The organism is Kribbella sp. NPDC026596 (assembly GCF_040638415.1).
Lineage (GTDB): Bacteria > Actinomycetota > Actinomycetes > Propionibacteriales > Kribbellaceae > Kribbella.
Genome location: NZ_JBEZYF010000059.1, coordinates 1 through 19,360, shown reverse-complemented (window position 1 = coordinate 19,360; position 19,360 = coordinate 1). Strand labels below are relative to the sequence as shown.

Sequence of the window (19,360 nt, the reverse complement as noted above, 5' to 3'; positions counted from 1 at the left end):
CTCAGCCGCCTTCGGGGTCGAGGCGGTAGCCCATGCCGCGGATGGTTTCGATGGAGTGGCGGGCGAAGGGGGCGTCGAGCTTGAGGCGGAGGTAGCGGATGTAGACCTCGACCACGTTGGGATCGCCGTCGAAGGCGGGGTCCCAGACGCCGGCGAGGATCTCGAGCTTGCTGACAGTGTCGCCGCGGTGACGCATCAGGAACTCGAGCAAGCCGTACTCGCGCGGTGTGAGCGCGATCTCCTGCCCGGCCCGTTCGACCCGTCGCCGGGCCGGATCGAGCATCAGGTCACCGGCGGTCAGCACCACCGGGCGCTCCGGACCGCCCCGCCGGATCAGCGCCCGCAGCCGGGCGATCAGGACGAGGAAGCTGAACGGTTTGGTCAGGTAGTCGTCCGCACCGAGGTCGAACGCATCGGTCTGGTCGTACTCCCCGTCCTTCGCGGTCAGCATCAGCACCGGCGTCCAGACACCCCGCTCCCGCAACTGCTCGAGCACCTTGTACCCGTTCAGCTTCGGCAACATGATGTCCAGCACGATCACGTCGTAGCTGTGTTCGGTCGCCGCCCACACCGCGTCCTCGCCGTTGTGCACCAGCTCCACCACGAACCCGCTGTCCGTGAGACCCCGGCGGACCGTGTCGGCCAGCCGGATCTCGTCCTCCACCATCAGCACCCGCATGGTCTCAGTCTCACTGCCGGTCGCTGAGAATCCGCTGAGTAGACCTCATCGGAGCGTCGCGAACACGTCGTCGAGCCGGCTACCAGGTGTCCGGCCGTGTTCGACGTACCACTCCCGCCCGAGCACTCGCCGGAACAGCCACGGCGGTAGCTTGAGCAGCAGCCCGAGCGTCCGCGCCCCGCCGTCCGAGGTCGCCTGGCTGGCGTGCGCCCGGAACGCCTGCCGCTTCTGGTCCGCATACGCACGGACGTCGACACAGTGCGTGATCGTCGACGTGGGGGAGTACGCGCGGTCGTAGTCGGCTGCCCGGACGGCCGGCAGTACGCCGGGAATTGCCCCGGCCACGCGCACCAGCCGACGGATCAGCCGCCGGTCGATCGTTGCCTGCAGCACCAACGGCGTACCGGCCTGTGCGGCCGCGTACACACCGGCCGCGTACACCTGCTTGTGGTCCGGATGTCCGTACCCGCCGGCCGGATCGTAGATCGTCAGCGCATCGGCGCGCTCGGCCCGCAGCAATTCGATCAACGGCGCCGCCGCCAGCTCGACCGCGAGACGACTGAACGCGCCGTCGGCTACCGCACCCGACGACCCCGAGTCCCGGAACCCGAGCCGGACGACCCGCGCACACCCAAGCGCGGCCGCCGACCGCTCCAGCTCATCCCGCCGGTACGCCGCCAGCCGTCCGGCCGACCGGTACGACGAAGCGGCCGCACCCGCCTCGCCATCCGTGGCGACGGCCAGTACGACGCGATGTCCTTCGGCGGCGAGCCGGGCCAACGTGCCGCCCATCAGCAGCGCTTCGTCGTCCGGGTGCGCGTGGAAAGCCACGAGCGTGAACCGGGCAGCGCCGGTCTCCTGCGGATGCGCCATTTCCCGAGCATCGCACGGCCGCCAAGGGTCGTTCGACCGACTCTCAGGGCTCTCTCAGCGGCCGCCTCCCACGATGGTGCGATGAAGTCCACAGCCCCCCGCCGGGTCGTGACCTCGATCGTGAGCGGGGTGGCGACCGCCGCCCTGATCGTCCTGCTGCCGCGAGCGGTGGGTGCGACCTGGAGCGAGGTCGGTGCCGTCCTCGGCCGGGTTTCCACCGGTGCACTCGTGGTTCTGGCGATCGTCTGGATCGCCGGGTTGTGGGCGCATTCGTTCGTCCTGGCCGCGTCCCTGCCAGGACTGACGAAGCGCCGCGGTCTGACGCTGAGTCTGACCGGCAGCGCCGTCGCGAATGTCCTGCCGCTGGGCGGCGCGGCCGGTACCGGGCTGAACTTCGCGATGGTCCGCCGCTGGGGTTTCAGCCCGGCCGCGTTCGGCGGCTTCCTCGCCGTGACGACCCTGCTGAACATCGTTTCCAAGCTCGGAGTGATCGCGGTCGCACTCGCGCTGGTGCCGATCCTGCACAGCGCGTCGGCGTTCGGTGCGGCGAGTCTGGTCTTCGTTCCGGTGCCGCTCGCCGTGGCGGCGGTCATCTGGATGCTTGCCGACGAAAAAGTTGCTGCGGGCATCGGTGCCGGACTGGACAAGCTGATCCGCCGAAGGCAACTGGCCGCAAAGTTCCCGAAGCTGCGGCGCTCGATCCTGCGGGTGCTGCGTCACGGCTGGCGTCCGATGACGGCCGGCATGCTCGCCTACCTCGCGCTGCAACTGGCCCTGCTCTGGCTGTGCTTCCACGTCCTCGGCATCTCCCTCGCCCTTCCGGTGCTCTTCACCGCGCTGGCCGTCGAGCGACTGCTGACCCTGGTCCCGATCACCCCAGGCGCGGCCGGGGTGGTCGAGGTGGGCACCGCCGCCGCGCTGGTCGCCCTCGGCGGCGACCCAGCCGGCGTCGCGGCCGGGCTCCTGCTGTTCCGCGGTTTCACCTACGTCCTGGAGATCCCGGTCGGCGGTATCACGCTGGCGATCTGGTTCTGCACCCAGCGCCGGACCCGGGCACGCTCGGCCGAACTGGAAGCGGCCGCCGGATGAGGATCGCTCTGGTCAGCGACTGCTACCTCCCACGACTCGGTGGGATCGAACTCCAGGTCCACGACCTCGCCGGACAGCTGATCCGCGCAGGCCATCCGGTCACCGTCTTCACCAGCACCGACGGTCCATCCGCGGCCGGCGACGTTCCCGTCGTACGACTCCCGGCGCTCGGCGGCGTACCGTTGCCTGCAGCGACCGACCGTCTGCGTCGTGCGCTGGACCACTTCGACGTCGTGCACGCCCACACGTCCCTGCTGTCGCCACTCGCCTGGCGCGCGGCGCGCCTCGCCCCGGCCGCCGTGATCACGCTGCACTCGTTGCCCAGTCCAATGATGCCGTGGCCGCTCGCGCGGCTCGACCGGTACGTCGATCCAGCTCGATGGACCGCGGTCAGCGAGGTGATGGCCGCCGTACTGCGTCGGTCGTTGCCAAACCGACCGGTCGACGTACTGCACAACGGCGTCGATCCCACGCACTGGCGATTCCCGAGGCATGGCGGGCATCCGCTGACCATCGTGAGCACGATGCGGCTCACCCGGCGAAAGCGCCCGATCGCCCTGCTGCGGACCCTCGAGCGGATCCGCATCGTCCTGCCCACCGACGTGGACGTCAGAGCCGTCATCGTCGGCAGCGGGCCGCAAGCCGCGTCAGTTGCCGCCGAGGTGCGGCGCCGCGGCCTGACAAGTTGGGTCGAGTTGCCCGGACGCCTGACCCGCTTCGAGATCCAGCAGTTGTACGCCGCCGTGGACGTCTACCTCGCGCCCGCCGGTCTGGAGTCCTTCGGAGTCGCCGCCCTGGAAGCCCGCTGTGCCGGCCTTCCCGTGGTGGCGATGGCCTCCGGCGGGGTCGGCGAGTTCATCCGCCACGGGGTCGAGGGCTACCTGGTCGACTCCGACACCCAGATGGCTGAGACCACCGCAGCGCTGCTCAGCGATCCGGTGCTCCGCACGCGGATCCAGCGGCACAACCACGACACCGATCCAGCCATGACCTGGGACCACGTCATCCCTCAACATCTGACGACGTACCAGACTCAGGTGTCTCTCAGTGCCCTGACCCTAACGTCGGCATCATGACCTCCGACGACTCCAGCACGACCGAACTGTCCGGCTGGGGGCGGACGACTCACAAGCACTGCCAGGTACGGCGTCCGGACACCGACGGCGGCGTCGTCGACGCAGTACTGGCCGATCCCAAGGTGACGATCCGCGGTGCCGGCAAGAGCTACGGTGACGCGGCGTTGCCCGGTGAGGGGGTCGTGCTCGACATGACGGCGCGCGACCGGATCATCTCGTTCGATCAGGGCAACGGAGTGATCGTGGCGGAAGCCGGTGTGCTGCTCAGGGAGATCGCCGAACAGGCGCTGCCGCTCGGCTGGCTGCTCCCGGTGATGCCCGGCACCGAGTGGATCACCGTAGGCGGTGCGATCGCCTCCGACGTCCACGGCAAGAACCACCCGGGTGCGGGATCGTTCGGCCGGCATGTCCGGTGGCTCGCCTTGCTCCGCTCGGACGGCGTGCCCACCCAGCTGTCGCCCGGGCAGGACGCCGCCGCGTTCTGGTCGACGATCGGCGGCATGGGCCTCACCGGTGTGATCCTGCAGGCGGCCATCCAACTCCACCGTGTCGAGACCGGCTGGGCCGTCCGGCAACGCCATCGGACCGGGTCCCTGGCCGAAACGCTGTCGCTGCTCGAAGCCCTGGCCACGCACCAGCAGGCAGACCCGAACCACCACGTCGTCGCCTGGCTGGACGCCCGGTCGACCGGACCCTCCCTCGGCCGCTCGATCGTCGACGAGTTCCATCCGGCAACAACACGGGACCTCCCCGCCGCCGTCCCTCCGTTCCCCGAACGCCGCGGACGAAGCACGGCGGCCCGGCCCGTCCGCTCCCTGCCCGGTCCGGGGTTGATGTCGAGGGCAACGATTCTCGCCGCCTCCGCGACCCGCTGGCACCTCAGTCGATCCCGCAAGAGCCAGCTCGTCCCCCTGCACTCGGCGCTCTGCCCGCTTGACCGGGCCGAGTCCTGGCCGGCGGCGTTCGGGCGTGGGGGGTTGACTCAGTACCAGTTCGCCGTACCGCGGGAGGAGGCGGCCGTTCTGCGGGAGGTGCTGGGCTACCTGTCGACCGGCCGGATGGCGCCCGCGCTGGCGACGCTGAAGAACCTCGGCTTCGGGACCGCCGGGCCGTTGTCGTTCCCGATTCCCGGCTGGACGCTGGCCGTCGACCTGCCGGCGCGCTGGTTGCACGACCCGGAGGCGTTGCGTCCGATCGACAAGCTGGTCGCGGCCGCGGGCGGCCGGGTGTACCTGGCGAAGGACGCGCTGACCGACCCAGACCTCATCCCGGTCATGTATCCACGACTGCCCGGCTGGCAACGCATGCAGGCCCGCCTGGACCCGGAGCGCCGCTGGACATCCGCCCTGGCCGAGCGCCTGGGCCTCCTGCGATGACCGACGGCACCGCCTTACTCGTAGGCGGCTCGTCGGAGATCGGCTTCGCCGTACTGACCGAACTGCTGGGGCCGCCGCCGCGGCGGGTCGTGCTGCCGGGGCGGCCGAGTGGACAGCTGTGGTGGAACGCTGAGAAGCTCCGCGACCTCGGCTTCTCGGTGACGACCGCGCAGTACGACGCCTGCCTGCGGGCCGACGAGATCGACGGGATGCTCGAGCATGTCTGCGCGGAACATCCCCTCAGCCTCGCGGTGGTCGCGGTCAGATGACGTCTACCGCGAACTGCTGGCCATCTCGTTCGTACCGTTCCTGACCGGGCTTCTCCGCTACGGACTGCTCGCCTCGACCGGTCACGGTGAAGTCCCCGAACGCGAACTGTTCCAGGATCCCGTGCTGCTCGTCGCCGGTCTCAGCTGGGCCGCTCTGGTCGGTGCCGGGCTCTACCTGCCCTGAGACCCGAGCCGGACCAACTTGACGGCGTGAAGTTGCCGACCTAGCGTTGTCGAAGCGCTTCGATACCCAGCTGAGAGAGGCTCCGCGATGAAGTTCACCGATGGGTATTGGCAGCTGCGGGCGGGGTTGGAGCGGTTGCGGCCGGCTGAGGTCGAGAGTGTGGTGGCAGGCGAGCGGGAGCTGACCGTGTTCGCGCCGGCCAAGCGGATCGAGCGGCGCGGTGACACGCTGAACCAGCCGATGTTCACGGTGACGTTCTCCTCGCCGACCCGCGGCGTGATCGGGGTCCGGATCGCGCACCACCTCGGCGGGTTGCCCGCGCGGCCGACGTACCAGCTGGACACCGACGACGATCACCCGGTGAAGGTGGACGTCGGCGCCGCGGAGGCACGGTTGACCTCAGGTGAGCTGAGCGTGGTCGTCCAGCTCGAGGGGCCGTGGGACGTGCGGTTCGAGCAGGACGGGCGCCCGCTGACGAACTCAGGTGCCCGCAGCGTCGGCCTGATCACCGACGCCGGCGGAAAGCACTACCTGCACGAGCAACTCGCACTCGGCGTCGGCGAGACGATCTACGGCCTCGGTGAGCGCTTCGGCGCGCTGGTGAAGAACGGTCAGATCGTCGACAGCTGGAACGCCGACGGCGGTACGTCGAGCGAGCAGGCCTACAAGAACGTCCCGTTCTACCTGAGCAGCAAGGGGTACGGCGTCCTCGTCAACAGCCCGGCCCGGGTGTCGTTCGAGGTCGGCTCGGAGGTCACCTCGCGCAACCAGTTCAGCCTCGAAGGCCAGGAGCTCAGGTACTACGTCTTCGCCGGCCCGACCCCGAAGGACGTCCTGCGCCGCTACACCGGCCTCACCGGCCGGCCCGCCCGCGTTCCCGCGTGGTCGATGGGGCTGTGGTTGTCGACGTCGTTCACTACCGACTACACCGAGGAGACCACGAGCGCCTTCGTCGACGGGATGGCCGAGCGCGACCTGCCGTTGAGCGTGTTCCACTTCGACTGCTTCTGGATGCGGCAGTTCCACTGGTGCGACTTCGTCTGGGATCCGATCGCGTTCCCGGACCCGGCCGGGATGGTCCGCCGGCTGAAGGATCGCGGTCTGCGCGTCAGCCTCTGGATCAACCCGTACATCGCCCAGCGCTCGATCCTGTTCGAGGAGGGCCGCCGGCTCGGGTACCTGCTCAAGCGCCCGGACGGGTCGGTCTGGCAGTGGGACATGTGGCAGGCCGGCATGGCGATCGTCGACTTCACCAATCCGGACGCGACCGCCTGGTACCGCTCGAAGCTGCAGGCACTGATCGATCTGGGTGTCGACTGCTTCAAGACCGACTTCGGCGAGCGCATCCCGACCGACGTCGCCTGGTACGACGGTTCCGACCCGGAGCGGATGCACAACTACTACGCCCAGCTCTACAACGCCGCCGTCTTTGATCTGCTGAAGGAGAACCGCGGCGAGGGCGAGGCCGTACTGTTCGCCCGCTCGGCGACCGCGGGCGGGCAGCAGTTCCCGGTGCACTGGGGTGGCGACTGCGAGTCGACGTTCGAGGCGATGGCGGAGTCCTTGCGTGGTGGGCTGTCGCTGGCCGCGTCCGGCTTCGGCTACTGGAGTCATGACATCGGCGGGTTCGAGGGCACGCCCGACCCGGCGATCTTCAAGCGCTGGGTTCCGTTCGGGCTGCTTTCGTCGCACTCGCGGCTGCACGGCTCCTCGTCGTACCGGGTCCCGTGGGCGTTCGACGACGAGGCTGTCGACGTACTGCGGAGGTTCACCAAGCTGAAGCTGTCGTTGATGCCGTACCTGATGACGGCGGCGGCCGAGGCGCATCACGACGGGGTGCCGATGATGCGGCCGATGATTCTGGAGTTCCCCGACGATCCGGCTGTCGCGCACCTGGACCGCCAGTACATGCTCGGTCCTGACCTGCTGGTCGCTCCGGTGATGAGCTGGGACGGCGAGGTCTCCTTCTACCTCCCTGAGGGCCGGTGGACCCACCTGCTGACCGGTGACGTGATCGCCGGCCCGCGCTGGGTGCGGCAGACCTACGGCTTCGACAGCCTGCCGGTGTTCGTCCGCGAGGGCGCGGTGATCCCGATCGGCGCGGTCGACGACCGACCCGAATACGACTGGGCCAACGGCGTCGACCTCCGCTGGTTCGCCCCATCCGAGGGCCTCACAACTACCGTCGAACTGCCGGACGCCAACGGGGGAGTGGCCGCGGCGATCGAGCTCACCCTCCACGACGGCGAGGTCGAGTCCCGGGTGGTGGAGGGTGTCTGCGACGGCTACACCGTCACGCTCTCCAGTACGACGGACGCCGTCGAAAAGACCACGTAGAGCGTCTGGACTCCGCTCGCCGGTGCCAGCTCCGTGGCGATCGAGGTCAGCTGGTCCGTCGGTGCGATGGTGCCCAGCAGTTCGCCGTGCAGCGGATCGTCCAGGCGTAGCTCGATCGTGGCCGGCTCCGGTCCGCGGTTGGCGGCTGAGACGTGACAGCTCTCGCGGTCGTCCAGCAGGACGTCGTGAAAGGCCAACCAGGCTTGGGGTTCCAGGGAGATGACCGCGTCGCCGCGCTCAGGCGACGCGGTGGTCATGGTGATGGCGCAGTACTCGTCGAAGCTGGTGGCCGCGAGGTGGTCGAGCGAACGTGGTGGGATCTGTTCGCCGCGGACATCGAGGGTTGCGGTCAGGCGGAGATCGGTGCTGGAACGGCCGACCATGATGCTGTGGCGCGCGGTCTCGACGCAGTGACGGTCCCGGGTCGCGTCCCAGAAGCCGAGGTCGGCCGTAGCGACGGTGAGCTCGACGTCTGTTGTCTGTCCGGGCTGCAGGGAGACTCGCTGGAAGCCGCGGAGTTGCCGGAGTGGTTGCTTGACGCGTGAGCGTTGCTGGTGGGTGTACAGCTGGGCGATCTCGCAGCCCGGGCGATCGCCGGTGTTGGTGACCGTGAAGGTGACCCGGACCTGGCCGTCCGCCGGGACGGAGGGTGCGCTGAGCTGCAGATCGCCGTACGCGAAGGTTGTGTAGCTGAGCCCGTGGCCGAAGGGGTAGAGCGGCGTGCCTCGGAAGTACAAGTACGTCGCGTCCGTCGCGATGATGTCGTAGTCGAGGAGATCGGGCAGGTCCGCGGCGGAGTGGTACCAGGTCTGCGTCAGCCGGCCGGCGGGGTCGGTGTCGCCGAACAGTACGTCGGCCAGCGCGCGACCGTACTCCTGGCCGCCGTGCGCCGACCAGAGGATCGCCGGTAGGTGCTGCTGCGCCCAGCCGATCCCGAACGGGTAGCTGCTGCTCATCACCAGGACCGTGCGCGAGTTGGCCGCATGGACCTGACGGATCAGCCGGTCCTGCGCGGCAGGCAGGTCGAGGCTGGCACGATCCTCGGTCTCCCGGCCGTTCACCAGCGGGTGGTTGCCAACAACAACGATCGCGACGTCGGCCCGGGCAGCGGCTTCGGCGGCCCGGGTGGCGCCGTCGATCACAATGTCGAGCTCGAAGGCGGTGGCCTGGTCGGACAGGGTGACGGCGCCGGTCGTGTCGACCTGGAGATAGCGCCCGCTGTGCAGATGCTGGATGGTCAACTGGTCAGACGTGTGCACGAGCCGGAAGGTCTGCTTGACCTCCCACCCGTTCGGGCCGGGCTGGTCCGCGACTAGCTCACCGTCGTCGGTGACGGTCAGGTGCCGGCCGTTCCGCACCGACCTCAGCGCCCATGCATCACCACCCCAGTCGAAGAGATCGAACTCACCAGGCTCGGCCTCGGCCCGCAGTACGGCGTCCGCACCGATAGCCAGGTACGACGATGAGCCGGCTACGCGGAGCGTGATCCGGTCGACGCCCTCGCAGTACTCGACGCGGTCCGATCCCAGTCGCTCGATGATTCCGTCCAGCGCGGTGATCTGGTACGGCAGGGTCCCGGCGTACCAGTCCTCCGACAGGGTGCCGGCGAGCGGGCCGACGATGGCGATCCGCTTGATCTCCGAGGCCGAGAGCGGGAGAACCTGGCACTCGTGCTTGAGCAGGACGATGGCCTGCCGGGCGGCGTCCTGGGCGAGTTGGCGGTGTGCCGGGCAGTTGACCAGATCCGGCTCGAGCGAGCGGTACGGGTCGAGCTCGGGTGGATCGAACTCGCCGAGCCGGAAGCGGATCGCCAGCACTCGCCGGACCGCGGCGTCGATGTCCTTGGCAGTGATCAGACCGCTCTCGAGCGCGTTGGTCAGGTGCTCGATCGTCGAAGCGGAGTCGGAGTCGTCCTGCGTGAAGCTGTCCACGCCGGCTCTGAGTGCGGCGGCGTACGCGGTCGGGCCGTCGGGGTAGTACTGCTGCAGGCCGAAGAGATTGGCGGGCGCGTACGCGTCGCTGACCACCAGCAGATCGTCGGTGGTCCAGGTGCGGAGCGCGTCGTTGATGAGCGGACTGAGGTGGGCGGGCCGTCCGTTCACCAGGTTGTACGACGGCATCACCGCCACGGCCGCGCCGGACTCGATCGGGGCCTGGAACGCCGGGAGCTCGTAGTCGTGCAGCACCCGGGGCGGCAGGTTGCTCGAGGTCGTGCAGCGGTCGGTTTCGTTGTTGTAGGCAAGGAAGTGCTTGAGGGTCGGTGCGGTCTTCAGGTACGCCGGGTGGTCGCCGGCCAGACCGTGTCCGAAGGCGGTGGCGATGACGCCGGTCAGCCAGGGATCCTCGGCGTACCCCTCCTCGTTGCGTCCCCAGCGCGGGTCGCGGAGCGGGTTGACCACCGGCGCCCAGACGTTCAGACCGACGCCGACGGGGTCCTTGGAATGGAAGACCCGGACCTCGTCGCCGACCGCGGCGCCAACCGCGCGGACGAGGTCGGTGTTCCAGCTGGTCGCGAGGCCGATCGCCTGCGGGAACACCGTCGCGGGGCCGAGCCAGGCGACCCCGTGCAGGGCCTCGGTCCCGGTGCGGAACGCGTCCAGACCGAGTCGGTCGATCGGCGGCTGGTGCTGATGCAGGAGCGCGGTCTTCTCGTCCGGGCTGAGCCGGGCAAGCAGGTCGTCGATCCGCTCGCCGACCGGCCGGGCCGGGTCGCGGAACGGGGGAGGCGGAGCTGGAGTGCTCATCGGCGATCGACTCCACGGGCTATGTCGAAGCGCTTCGAGCACTGGACGAAGATGGTGATCGAAGCGCTTCGACGATGGGCGTGAACAGAGCGTGGCATTCCCAGCCACCCAGGTCAAGACCTCACCAGCTCCCTCGGCACACGCTTTCCCCACCGGGTGGGGAGTTGGGGCGGGGGAGGTGGGTTAGCGGGTGGGGAGTTGGCCTTTGGTGAGCGGCGTCAGGGCTTGGGCGGTGGCGCCTAAGGGGGTGGCGGTGTGGGGGAAGGTGGAGGGGGCGAGGGTGCAGCCGCCGGCATTGGGGGCGATGGTGGCTTCGCGGAGGGCCTTGTCGATGGCCGGGATGAGGTGGGTGGCCAGCAACGCGTAGGCGCCGCCGAGGAGGACCACCTCGGGGTTGAGGATGTTGACCAGCGCGGCGATCCCGTGGCCCAGATGGGTGCCGGCCTCGGTCAGGACCTTCGTGACGGTCGCGTCCTCGGCGTCCGCCCGTCGGATCAGCTGCTCGAGCTGGAGTTGTGGATCCGCGTCGGCCGGACCGTCGATCCGGGACAGAATCGCCGGCAGGCTCGCGAGTGCCTCCAGGCAACCGCGCCGCCCACAACCGCACACCGGCCCGTCCGGCACCAGCCGCAGGTGACCGATCTCGCCGACATAGCCGAGGTGCCCCTCCAGCGGCCGGCCGTCGGCGATGATCCCGGCCCCGACGCCCGTGTCCCCGGTGAGCTGGATCAGGTTCGCCGTACCGGCCAGTGGGCCGTAGAGATGCTCGGCCAGGACCCCCAGCGACGCATCGTTCTCGACCGTCACCGGGATGTCCGGCCGCCCGAGCGCCGCGGCCAGCTCGGCCCGCAGCGGGACATCCCGCCAGCCCAGCCCAGCCGCGAGTACGACGGCGCCCTCGCGATTCACGAGTCCCGGTACGCCGATGGTGATCCCGAGGACCCGCCGGCCCGACGACTGGACCGTGGTGATCGCCCGTCGAGCCAGCGCAGCCAGAGCCGCGATCGTCTTCGCCGGTCCGGCATCGACTCCCGGTCCGGCGCGGTGCCAGCGCAGCACCTGCTCGCCGGCCGTGTCGCAGCCGAGCGCGGTCAGCCCCCGCGAACTCACCTCCAGCCCGATCGTGGCGTACGCCGAACCGTCGAGCACGAGCAGCGTCGCCGGACGGCCGACGTGGTTCTGGGTCTGCTGGGTCTCGCGGACCAGGCGCCGGTCGAGCAGGTCGGACACGATGCTCGTCACCGTCGCCTTGTTCAGCCCGGTCCCCGACGCGATCGCGGCCCGCGAGCAGGGAGCCTCGCGGCGCAGGTAGCCGAGCACCGCGGCCAGATTGGTGGCGCGGATGTCGGTGTGGTCCGCGGTCTGTGTGGTCAAGGTCCGTCCCTCGATTGAGTCCTGGGTCAGTTCTACACCTTGTCGCGCTGTCGGCTCTGAGCTAATTTGTTTGGCTACCAGCCCAAGTAATTCTAAGGGATCAACTATGACCGGACCAGTGGGCGGCGCCACCAGCCGCCGGACGTTCATCTCCTTGCTCGGCGCGGGCGCCGCGGCGACGGCGGTCGGCGGTGTCACGCTGACCGGCTGCTCGGACGGCAAGGCCGCGACGACGGCCGGCCGGGCCGAGACCGAGGACAAGCTGACCGGTCTGCTGCCGAAGTACATCCCGTACGAGTCGGTCAAGCCGGACCTTCCGGGCGAGAACGGCGCGTCACCGGGCTTCTCGAAGTATCCGAGCCAGCTGCAGCGGGCGGTGCCGGACAAGGCGGTGCCCAGCGGCAAGGAAGTGTCGGCGATGACGCCGCTGTGGAGCCCGCTGCCGCCCGGGCTCGGCAACAACTCCTACTACGACGCCAACAACGAGCGAATCGGGGCGCCGGTCCGGTTCAACATCCTGAACGGCAACGACTACGGCGACAAGCTCGGCCCGATCCTTGCGGCTGGCAACGTTCCGGAGCTGCTCTGCATCCCGGGCTGGAACATCTCCAGCCTGACCCGGTTCAGCCAGGCCGCGGACAAGCTGTTCGAGGACCTCACGCCGTACCTGGCCGGCGACAAGGCGTCGGCGTACCCGATGCTGGCGAACCTGCCGACCCGGGCCTGGGCGTACGGCGTTTGGAACTCGCAGCTGAAGGCGGTTCCGTTCCCCGGCGACGGGTTCCCGTGGGCGCTGTTCTACCGCAAGGACATCTTCGACCAGGTCGGTGCCGAACCGCCGAAGACGGCCGACGACCTGCTGGCCCTGGGCAAGCAACTCACCGACGCGAAGGCGAACCGCTGGGCCTTCGGCGCGATCGCCGACGAGGTGGTCCGGGCGTTCCGGGCGCCGGCCGACTGGCGCAAGGGCTCGGACGGCAAGCTGGTCAACAAGATCGAGACTCCCGAGTTCGAGGAGGCGGTCGCGTTCGTCCGCAAGGTGTTCCAGGCGGGCTACGTGCATCCCGAGGTGGTCGGGAACGCGTCCGCGGATCAGAACGCGCTGTTCGAGGGCGGCAAACTTGTCATCCGGCAGAACGGTCTGGGTGGCTGGCACGAGGCTTTGCAGCGGCAGTTGACGATCAACCCGAAATTCAACCCGCAGCCGGTGATGCCGTTCGCGCACGACGGAGGCGCGCCGATCGTCTGGGGTGGCGACCCGGCGGGCATCTTCACGTTCATGAAGAAGGGGCTCGGCGAGGCCCGGATCAAGGAGTTGCTCGGGGTTCTGAACTACACGGCCGCGCCGTTCGGCACCGAGGAGTACCAGCTCTACAACTACGGGGTCGAGGGCAAGCACTACACCCGGCAGAGCAACGGTGCGCCGAAGCTGACGGCGCTGGGACAGAAGGAGGTGTCGCAGACCTACATCTTCCTTGGCGGACGGCCGGTTGCGATCACCGAGAGCGAGTATCCGGGGTATGTGCAGGCGATGAGCGAATGGCAGAACGCGGCGGCCAAGGTCCGGCAGAAGAGTCTGTTCGACGGCATCCGGGTCGAGCAGCCGGCCAAGATGGCGGCTCTGAACCAGCCGTTCGACGACGCGCTGCAGGACATCTTCCGCGGGCGCCGGCCGGTCAGCGAGCTGAAGACGGCCGTCAAGCAGTGGCAGACCAACGGCGGTAACGAAGGCCGCGACTTCTACGCCAAGGTGCTCAGTGACAACGGTCGTTAAGCCTCCGCTGAAGGCGGAGCGTTCCCCAGAGCCCAACCGATCCAGAAAACGTCCGAAACGTGGCGGGGCGGGTTTTCGGCATCGGTTCGTGCGGGACTGGCCGTTGCTGGTGATGGTTTTGCCGGTGGTGGTGTTGCTGGGGGTGTTCCATTACTTCCCGACGCTCGGGAACGTGATCGCCTTCCAGGACTACTCGCCGTACGCCGGGATCCGGGGGAGTAACTTCATCGGGTTCGCCAACTTCAGCCGGATGTTCTCCGAGCCGGCCTTCTGGAAGGCGGTCGCGAACACCCTGTCGATCACCGCCGTCCAGCTGGTGTTCTTCTTCCCGATCCCGATCGCTTTGGCCCTGCTGCTCAACAGTGTGCTGTCGAGCAAGCTGCGCAACCTCATCCAGGGCGTCGTGTACCTGCCGCACTTCTTCTCCTGGGTGCTGGTCGTGTCGCTGTTCCAGCAGATGATCGGCGGTGCCGGCCTGCTCGCGCAGACCCTGCGCGACAACGGTCACCAGGCGATCGACCTGATGACGAAGCCGGACACGTTCATCCTGCTCGTCACCGCGCAGTCGGTCTGGAAGGACGCCGGCTGGGGGATGATCGTGTTCCTCGCCGCGCTGTCGACCATCAACCCGGCGCTCTACGAGGCCGCCGCGGCCGACGGCGCGAACCGCTGGCGACGGCTGTGGCATATCACGCTGCCCGGGCTGCGGCCGGTGATCGTGCTGCTGCTGATCCTGCGGCTCGGTGACGCGCTGACGGTCGGCTTCGAGCAGTTCATCCTCCAGCGCAGCGCCGTCGGCGGCGGTGCCGCGGAGGTGCTGGACACGTACGTCTACTACCAGGGCCTGCTCGTCGGCGACTTCGGGTACGGCGCTGCCGCCGGCCTGTTCAAGGGCGTCATCGGCCTCATCCTCGTCCTGGTAGCCAACCGATTCGCGCACATGGTGGGCGAGCAGGGGGTGTATTCGCGCTCATGACGACAAGGGCTGTCTGGGAAGAAGAGCCGACCGCGGTCGGTCGGCTGAGCAAGCCGGTCGTGCTGACGCTGATCGCGCTTGCGGTGGCGTTCCCGCTGTACGTCGTGGTCGTGACGAGCCTGTCCACCACCGAAGCCGTGACCCGGGCCGGCGGGCTGGTCGTCGTACCGCGGGAGCTGACGGCGGCGGCGTACGTGCAGTTGCTGTCCGGGGGCGTGGTGACTCGTGCCTTGATGATCAGCGTGGTGATCACTGCGATCGGTACGGCGTTCAGCCTCGGGATCACCGTGCTTGCGGCGTACGGGCTGTCGCGGCCGGGGTCGTTGTTCCATCGGCCGCTGCTGTTCGTCGTACTGCTGACGTTCCTGTTCGGGCCGGGCATCATCCCGAGCTATCTCGTGGTCAACGCGCTCGGACTGATCGACAACTATGCGTCCCTGGTGCTGCCGACCGCGGTGTCGGCCTTCAACCTGATCGTGATGCGGTCGTTCTTCATGGGGATCCCCGGGGAACTGATCGACAGTGCGCGGATCGACGGGGCCGGGGAGTTCGCGATCCTGCGGAGGGTCGTGCTGCCGTTGTCGAAGGCCGTGGTCGCGGTGGTCGGGTTGTTCTACGCGGTCGGCTACTGGAACGCGTTCTTCAACGCGCTCCTCTACATCAACGACAACAACAAGTGGCCGCTGCAGATGGTGCTCCGGACCTACATCGTCCAGCAGCAACCGCTGCCGACCGGAGCCGGCGGGGTGGCGAGCGGCGTCGGTCTCGGGATGGCGCCGGCGCCTGGTCTGGCGATCAAGATGGCGATCGTGGTGATTGCGATCGTGCCGGTCCTGCTCGTCTACCCGTTCATCCAGCGGCACTTCACCAAGGGCGTCATCATCGGCGCGGTGAAAGGCTAGGGGCATGACGCGACTTTGGTACGGCGGCGACTACAACCCGGAGCAGTGCGACCCGGCGGTGTGGAAGGAGGACGTCGACCTGATGCGTCAGGCCGGCGTCAACCTGGTGACCGTCGGAGTGTTCTCGTGGTCGAGTCTGGAGCCGTCCCCGGGGCGGTACGAGTTCGGCTGGCTCGATCAGGTGCTCGACGGGCTGCATGAAGGCGGTGTCAGCGTCGATCTGGCCACGCCGACCGCCTCACCGCCGCCGTGGTTCAGCCGGTTGCACCCGGAGGCGTTGCCGGTCACGGCTGACGGCGTACGACTGACGCACGGCAGCCGGGACACGTACTGCGCCTGCGCACCGGCGTACCGGGAGGCCGCCCGTGGGATCGCGCGGGCGTTGGCCGAGCGGTATCACGATCACCCGGCGCTAGCGATGTGGCATGTCCACAACGAGTACGGGACCACGTGTCACTGCGACTTGGCGGCGGAGCGATTCCGGACGTGGTTGCGGGAGCGGTACGGCTCGCTCGACCGGCTGAACGAGGCGTGGACGACGGCGTTCTGGAGCCAGGGGTACGGCGAGTGGGAGGACATCCAGCCACCGCGGAGGACGCAGTACCTGGTGAATCCGACGCAGTTCCTGGACTGCAAACGATTCTGGTCCGACGAGCTGCTGGCGGCGTACCGGGAACAGAAGGCCGAGCTCCGAAAGCGTTCGGCCTTGCCGATCACGACAAACTTCGTCTTCGGCGGCTGGGTGCCGGTGAACCATGCACAGTGGGCGGCCGAGGTCGATGTCGTTGCCATCGACCACTATCCGGACGAGACCGGGATCGGCGCCGAGGAGCAGACCGCCTTCGGTGCTGATCTCGCGCGCTCGTGGGCCGGCGGGAAGCCGTGGCTGCTGATGGAGCAGGCGGCGGGGACGCTCAACGACGAGCATCGGCTGCACGCGAAGGAGCCGGGGCGGATGGCGCGGCACAGCCTGTCGCACATCGCTCGGGGCTCTCAGGGTGCACTGTCCTTCCAGTGGCGGGCGTCGCGTGGTGGGTCGGAGATGTACCACTCGGCGATGGTTCCGCATGCCGGAGCGGACAGCCGGATGTTCCGGGAGGTCGTGGAGCTCGGGTCGGTGCTGCCCCGGCTGGCCGAGGCCGCGGGCAGTACGGTCGTCGCGGACGTCGCGATCCTGTGGGATGTCGAGTCCTGGTGGGCGATGCAGGGGACGCATTTGCCGTCGTCCTCGCTGGATTACCTGGCCGCGGTGCGGTCCGCACATCGCCATTTCTGGCGGGCCGGCGTGACGGTCGACTTCGCGTCTCCTGGTGCTGATCTCTCGTCGTACAAGATGGTTGTCGCGCCCAGCTTGTACGTGGTGAGTGATGAGGCCGCGGCCGCTCTGACCACCTATGTGGAGGGTGGCGGGCAGTTGGTGGTCGGGTACTTCAGCGGGATCGTGGATCCCGACGTGCGGGTCCGGCTCGGCGGGTATCCGGGCGCGTTCGCGGAGCTGCTCGGGGTGCGGGTGGAGGAGTTCCATCCGTTGCCGGCCGACGGCGGGGTCGCGTTGTCGTCCGGTGGGCGCGGGCGGCTGTGGAGCGAGGACGTGCGGGCTGTCTCGGCCGAGGTCGTGGACCGGTACGCCGGGGGAGTGCTGGACGGGAAGCCCGCGATCACCCGACGCGAGGTGGGCGCGGGCACGGCCTGGTACGTGTCGACCGAGCTGGATGACGAGACGGCAGCGACGTTGCTAGGGCTGACGACGTCGCCCGTCGAGATCGTCCGGCGACGCGACGGCGACACCACGTGGACCTTCCTCTTCAACCACGGTGATGCGGAGGTCGACGTACCAGCCGAGGGGACCAACCTGGTCGTCGGCGAGCTGCCGTTGGCACCTGGCGGTTATGCGGTGCTCAGGTCGCCGTGACGCGCCTGGCTGGTGCTCGCCCGCGCCGTAAGCGTCGGCGGGAGCAGGGTCAGCTCGGGTACGTCGCCACCCTCGAGCTTGGCGATCAGCGACTCGACGGCCTGATCGCCGATCTGTTCGGCCGGGATGGTCACCGACGACAGCTGCGGGACCTGGCGCTCGGCGACGTCGTCCGCGCAGATCGCCACCAGCGACATGTCCTCGGGCACCCGGCGGCCGAGCCGGCGCAGGACGTCGAGGAGCGGGCCGATGATCGGCTCGTTCTGGACGACGAGTCCGGTGATGTCCGGGTGGTCGTGGAGGAGCTGCTCGACGGTGTGCAGGATCGCGTCGAAGGTGTGCTCGCACGGAGTCTCGACCCCGAGCACCCCACGCCGTTCGGCAGCTTCGGCGAACCCGGTCAGCGTGCGTTGCGCGAAGCCGGTCTGCCGTTCGTACACGGCGGACGGCGTACCGAGCAGTGCCAGCGACCGGTGCCCGAGATCCGCGAGGTGGTCGACACACTGCGCGCCGGCGGCAACGAAGTCGAGGTCGATGCAGGTCAGCCCGTCGGCGCTGTCCGGGTACCCGATCAGCACCGACGGCATCGGCAGTTCCCGCAGCACCGGGACGCGCTCGTCGTGCAGCTCGACATCCATCACCACGAGCGCGTCCACGAGCGAGCTCTGGGCGACCCGCTCGAGGCCGTCCGGACCTTCGTCAGCGGTCAGCAGCAGTACGTCGTGGTCGTACCGGCGGGCCGTGGTCACGACCGCGGCGGCGAACTGCATCATCACCGGGACGTGCATGCCGGTCCGCAGCGGGATCACCAGCGCGAGCACGTTGGACCGCTGGCTGGCCAGTGCGCGGGCGCTCGCATTCGGCCGGTAGCCGAGCGCCTGGACACTTCGCTGCACGCGCTCACGGGTGTCCGACGAGATCGACCGCTTCCCACTGAGCACGTAGGAGACCGTGCTGGCCGCCACCCCGGCGTGCCGAGCAACGTCCCCAATCGTGACCATCGTCGTACTCCTTCGTGTGGTTGTCCCCTTTCTACAGCAGTCGAAGCGCTTCGACTAGCCCATCTCTCTCGGCACGCGGCAGTGTCGCGAGCTAGCCCAGTTGGATGATCCGCGCCGACGGCTCGGTCAGCTCGGTTCTGACGGTGAGTGCGTCGCTGGACCAGGTGTAGGTCCAGCCGTCGGCGTCCGTCGGGAACAGGGGCGCGATGGGTGCCTGGGGGAGGGGAAGGGTGATTTCGGCTGGGCCGGGAGTGCGGTGCCAGAGGGCCAGGTAGTCGCCGAGGCCGAGGGCTAGCCACTCGTCGTCCCACGCCGGAAGGCCGAGCGGCCAGTGCGGGACCAGAGTCTCGAGGTCTTTGAGTACGGCGCGGTGCGCGGCCAACGCGGATCGAATCAGGTCCAGTTCGGCGGCCGTCATCTGGTTGAGATGGCCTGAGAGGTAGAGCCGACCGAGGATGCCGTTCACCAGGGCGAGCGTGAACTCCTCCTGCGTGGTGCCGCTGATCGGGTAGGCCCAGTGGCCGGCCTGCTCGGGCAGGACGGCGGCCGGTGCGGCCGCGGTGATCGGTGCGTAGAGCAACGGGTGCTGCTGGTCCGAGGTCGACTGCAGGTGCAGTCGGGACAGCATCGCGTAGTCCATCCGCATCGCCCCGGACGCGCAGTTCTCGATCAGCAGATCGGAGTGCCGTGCCTGGACCGCGTCGAGCCAGTCGAGCAGCGCCCGTTGGTGTTCGAGCAGCCCGTGGCCGAGCGACGTACCGCCCTTGTCGGTGCCGGGACCGGTCATGGTGTTG

At 68.8% G+C, this 19,360-nt stretch carries 15 protein-coding genes and 1 pseudogene; 10 read left to right on the top strand and 6 right to left on the bottom strand.

From position 1 onward, the window contains the following. Position 1: 1 nt before the first annotated feature. Together AB0E63_RS35030 and AB0E63_RS35025 are read right to left on the bottom strand one after the other, a co-directional pair. Positions 2–679 carry a response regulator transcription factor gene (locus AB0E63_RS35030; protein WP_360375702.1) on the bottom strand — a complete coding sequence of 226 codons (678 nt, stop codon included), beginning with the start codon at positions 677–679 and terminating at the stop codon, positions 2–4. Positions 680–724: 45 nt separating this feature from the next. Next, the gene (locus AB0E63_RS35025; protein WP_360375700.1) at positions 725–1,552 is read right to left on the bottom strand and encodes a PIG-L family deacetylase; all 828 of its coding nucleotides are present in this window, start codon (positions 1,550–1,552) and stop codon (positions 725–727) included. A gap of 81 nt (positions 1,553–1,633) precedes the next feature. On the opposite strand from AB0E63_RS35025, the gene AB0E63_RS35020 reads away from it, so the two are divergent. From AB0E63_RS35020 to yicI, 6 genes are all read left to right on the top strand, one after another. Then, a complete protein-coding gene (locus AB0E63_RS35020; protein WP_360375698.1) occupies positions 1,634–2,641 on the top strand; it encodes a lysylphosphatidylglycerol synthase domain-containing protein in 1,008 nt (335 codons plus the stop codon). Then, on the top strand, positions 2,638–3,717 hold the full coding sequence (locus AB0E63_RS35015; protein ID WP_360375696.1) for a glycosyltransferase family 4 protein: 1,080 nt from the start codon (positions 2,638–2,640) through the stop codon (positions 3,715–3,717). Before AB0E63_RS35020 ends, AB0E63_RS35015 begins: the two co-directional genes overlap by 4 nt. Continuing rightward, on the top strand, positions 3,714–5,093 hold the full coding sequence (locus AB0E63_RS35010) for an FAD-binding oxidoreductase (RefSeq protein WP_360375694.1): 1,380 nt from the start codon (positions 3,714–3,716) through the stop codon (positions 5,091–5,093). The genes AB0E63_RS35015 and AB0E63_RS35010 overlap by 4 nt, the downstream gene beginning before the upstream one ends. Then, positions 5,090–5,362, top strand: a complete 273-nt coding sequence (locus AB0E63_RS35005; RefSeq protein WP_360375692.1) for a hypothetical protein — start codon at positions 5,090–5,092, stop codon at positions 5,360–5,362. Before AB0E63_RS35010 ends, AB0E63_RS35005 begins: the two co-directional genes overlap by 4 nt. Continuing rightward, a complete protein-coding gene (locus AB0E63_RS35000) occupies positions 5,313–5,546 on the top strand; it encodes a hypothetical protein (protein ID WP_360375690.1) in 234 nt (77 codons plus the stop codon). Before AB0E63_RS35005 ends, AB0E63_RS35000 begins: the two co-directional genes overlap by 50 nt. 87 nt (positions 5,547–5,633) lie before the next feature. Further along, a complete protein-coding gene (gene yicI / locus AB0E63_RS34995; protein WP_360375688.1) occupies positions 5,634–7,883 on the top strand; it encodes an alpha-xylosidase in 2,250 nt (749 codons plus the stop codon). Here yicI and AB0E63_RS34990 read toward each other — a convergent pair. Both AB0E63_RS34990 and AB0E63_RS34985 read right to left on the bottom strand, forming a co-directional pair. Continuing rightward, positions 7,832–10,627: a glycoside hydrolase family 3 C-terminal domain-containing protein gene (locus AB0E63_RS34990; protein ID WP_360375686.1), complete on the bottom strand. Its 2,796-nt coding sequence runs from the start codon at positions 10,625–10,627 to the stop codon at positions 7,832–7,834. The genes yicI and AB0E63_RS34990 overlap by 52 nt on opposite strands. A 183-nt stretch (positions 10,628–10,810) precedes the next feature. Further along, positions 10,811–12,001 (bottom strand): ROK family transcriptional regulator, encoded by a 1,191-nt coding sequence (locus tag AB0E63_RS34985; protein ID WP_360375684.1) that lies wholly within the window; start codon positions 11,999–12,001, stop codon positions 10,811–10,813. A 106-nt stretch (positions 12,002–12,107) separates the two neighbouring features. On the opposite strand from AB0E63_RS34985, the gene AB0E63_RS34980 reads away from it, so the two are divergent. The 4 genes from AB0E63_RS34980 to AB0E63_RS34965 all read left to right on the top strand — a co-directional run bounded on the left by AB0E63_RS34980 (position 12,108) and on the right by AB0E63_RS34965 (position 17,565). Then, positions 12,108–13,775 (top strand): ABC transporter substrate-binding protein, encoded by a 1,668-nt coding sequence (locus tag AB0E63_RS34980; protein WP_360375682.1) that lies wholly within the window; start codon positions 12,108–12,110, stop codon positions 13,773–13,775. 88 nt (positions 13,776–13,863) lie between these two features. Beyond that, positions 13,864–14,751: an ABC transporter permease subunit gene (locus AB0E63_RS34975; RefSeq protein WP_360375680.1), complete on the top strand. Its 888-nt coding sequence runs from the start codon at positions 13,864–13,866 to the stop codon at positions 14,749–14,751. Next, a complete protein-coding gene (locus AB0E63_RS34970; protein ID WP_360375678.1) occupies positions 14,748–15,653 on the top strand; it encodes a carbohydrate ABC transporter permease in 906 nt (301 codons plus the stop codon). Before AB0E63_RS34975 ends, AB0E63_RS34970 begins: the two co-directional genes overlap by 4 nt. A gap of 4 nt (positions 15,654–15,657) precedes the next feature. Continuing rightward, a complete protein-coding gene (locus AB0E63_RS34965) occupies positions 15,658–17,565 on the top strand; it encodes a beta-galactosidase (RefSeq protein WP_360375676.1) in 1,908 nt (635 codons plus the stop codon). Here the strand turns inward: AB0E63_RS34965 and AB0E63_RS34960 are convergent. Further along, the gene (locus AB0E63_RS34960; RefSeq protein ID WP_360375674.1) at positions 17,541–18,566 is read right to left on the bottom strand and encodes a LacI family DNA-binding transcriptional regulator; all 1,026 of its coding nucleotides are present in this window, start codon (positions 18,564–18,566) and stop codon (positions 17,541–17,543) included. The genes AB0E63_RS34965 and AB0E63_RS34960 overlap by 25 nt on opposite strands. Before the next feature lie 91 nt (positions 18,567–18,657). After that, positions 18,658–19,360, bottom strand: a pseudogene (locus AB0E63_RS34955) (alpha-galactosidase); the annotation flags it as partial.

Coding starts and splice junctions, on each gene's coding strand:
- AB0E63_RS35025 (WP_360375700.1), bottom strand. CDS start 1,552: ATGGCGCATCCGCAGGAGACCGGCGCTGCCCGGTTCACGCTCGTGGCT.
- AB0E63_RS35010 (WP_360375694.1), top strand. CDS start 3,714: ATGACCTCCGACGACTCCAGCACGACCGAACTGTCCGGCTGGGGGCGG.
- AB0E63_RS34990 (WP_360375686.1), bottom strand. CDS start 10,627: ATGAGCACTCCAGCTCCGCCTCCCCCGTTCCGCGACCCGGCCCGGCCG.
- AB0E63_RS35005 (WP_360375692.1), top strand. CDS start 5,090: ATGACCGACGGCACCGCCTTACTCGTAGGCGGCTCGTCGGAGATCGGC.
- AB0E63_RS35020 (WP_360375698.1), top strand. CDS start 1,634: ATGAAGTCCACAGCCCCCCGCCGGGTCGTGACCTCGATCGTGAGCGGG.
- AB0E63_RS34980 (WP_360375682.1), top strand. CDS start 12,108: ATGACCGGACCAGTGGGCGGCGCCACCAGCCGCCGGACGTTCATCTCC.
- AB0E63_RS34965 (WP_360375676.1), top strand. CDS start 15,658: ATGACGCGACTTTGGTACGGCGGCGACTACAACCCGGAGCAGTGCGAC.
- AB0E63_RS35015 (WP_360375696.1), top strand. CDS start 2,638: ATGAGGATCGCTCTGGTCAGCGACTGCTACCTCCCACGACTCGGTGGG.
- yicI (WP_360375688.1), top strand. CDS start 5,634: ATGAAGTTCACCGATGGGTATTGGCAGCTGCGGGCGGGGTTGGAGCGG.
- AB0E63_RS34970 (WP_360375678.1), top strand. CDS start 14,748: ATGACGACAAGGGCTGTCTGGGAAGAAGAGCCGACCGCGGTCGGTCGG.
- AB0E63_RS35030 (WP_360375702.1), bottom strand. CDS start 679: ATGCGGGTGCTGATGGTGGAGGACGAGATCCGGCTGGCCGACACGGTC.
- AB0E63_RS35000 (WP_360375690.1), top strand. CDS start 5,313: ATGTCTGCGCGGAACATCCCCTCAGCCTCGCGGTGGTCGCGGTCAGAT.
- AB0E63_RS34960 (WP_360375674.1), bottom strand. CDS start 18,566: ATGGTCACGATTGGGGACGTTGCTCGGCACGCCGGGGTGGCGGCCAGC.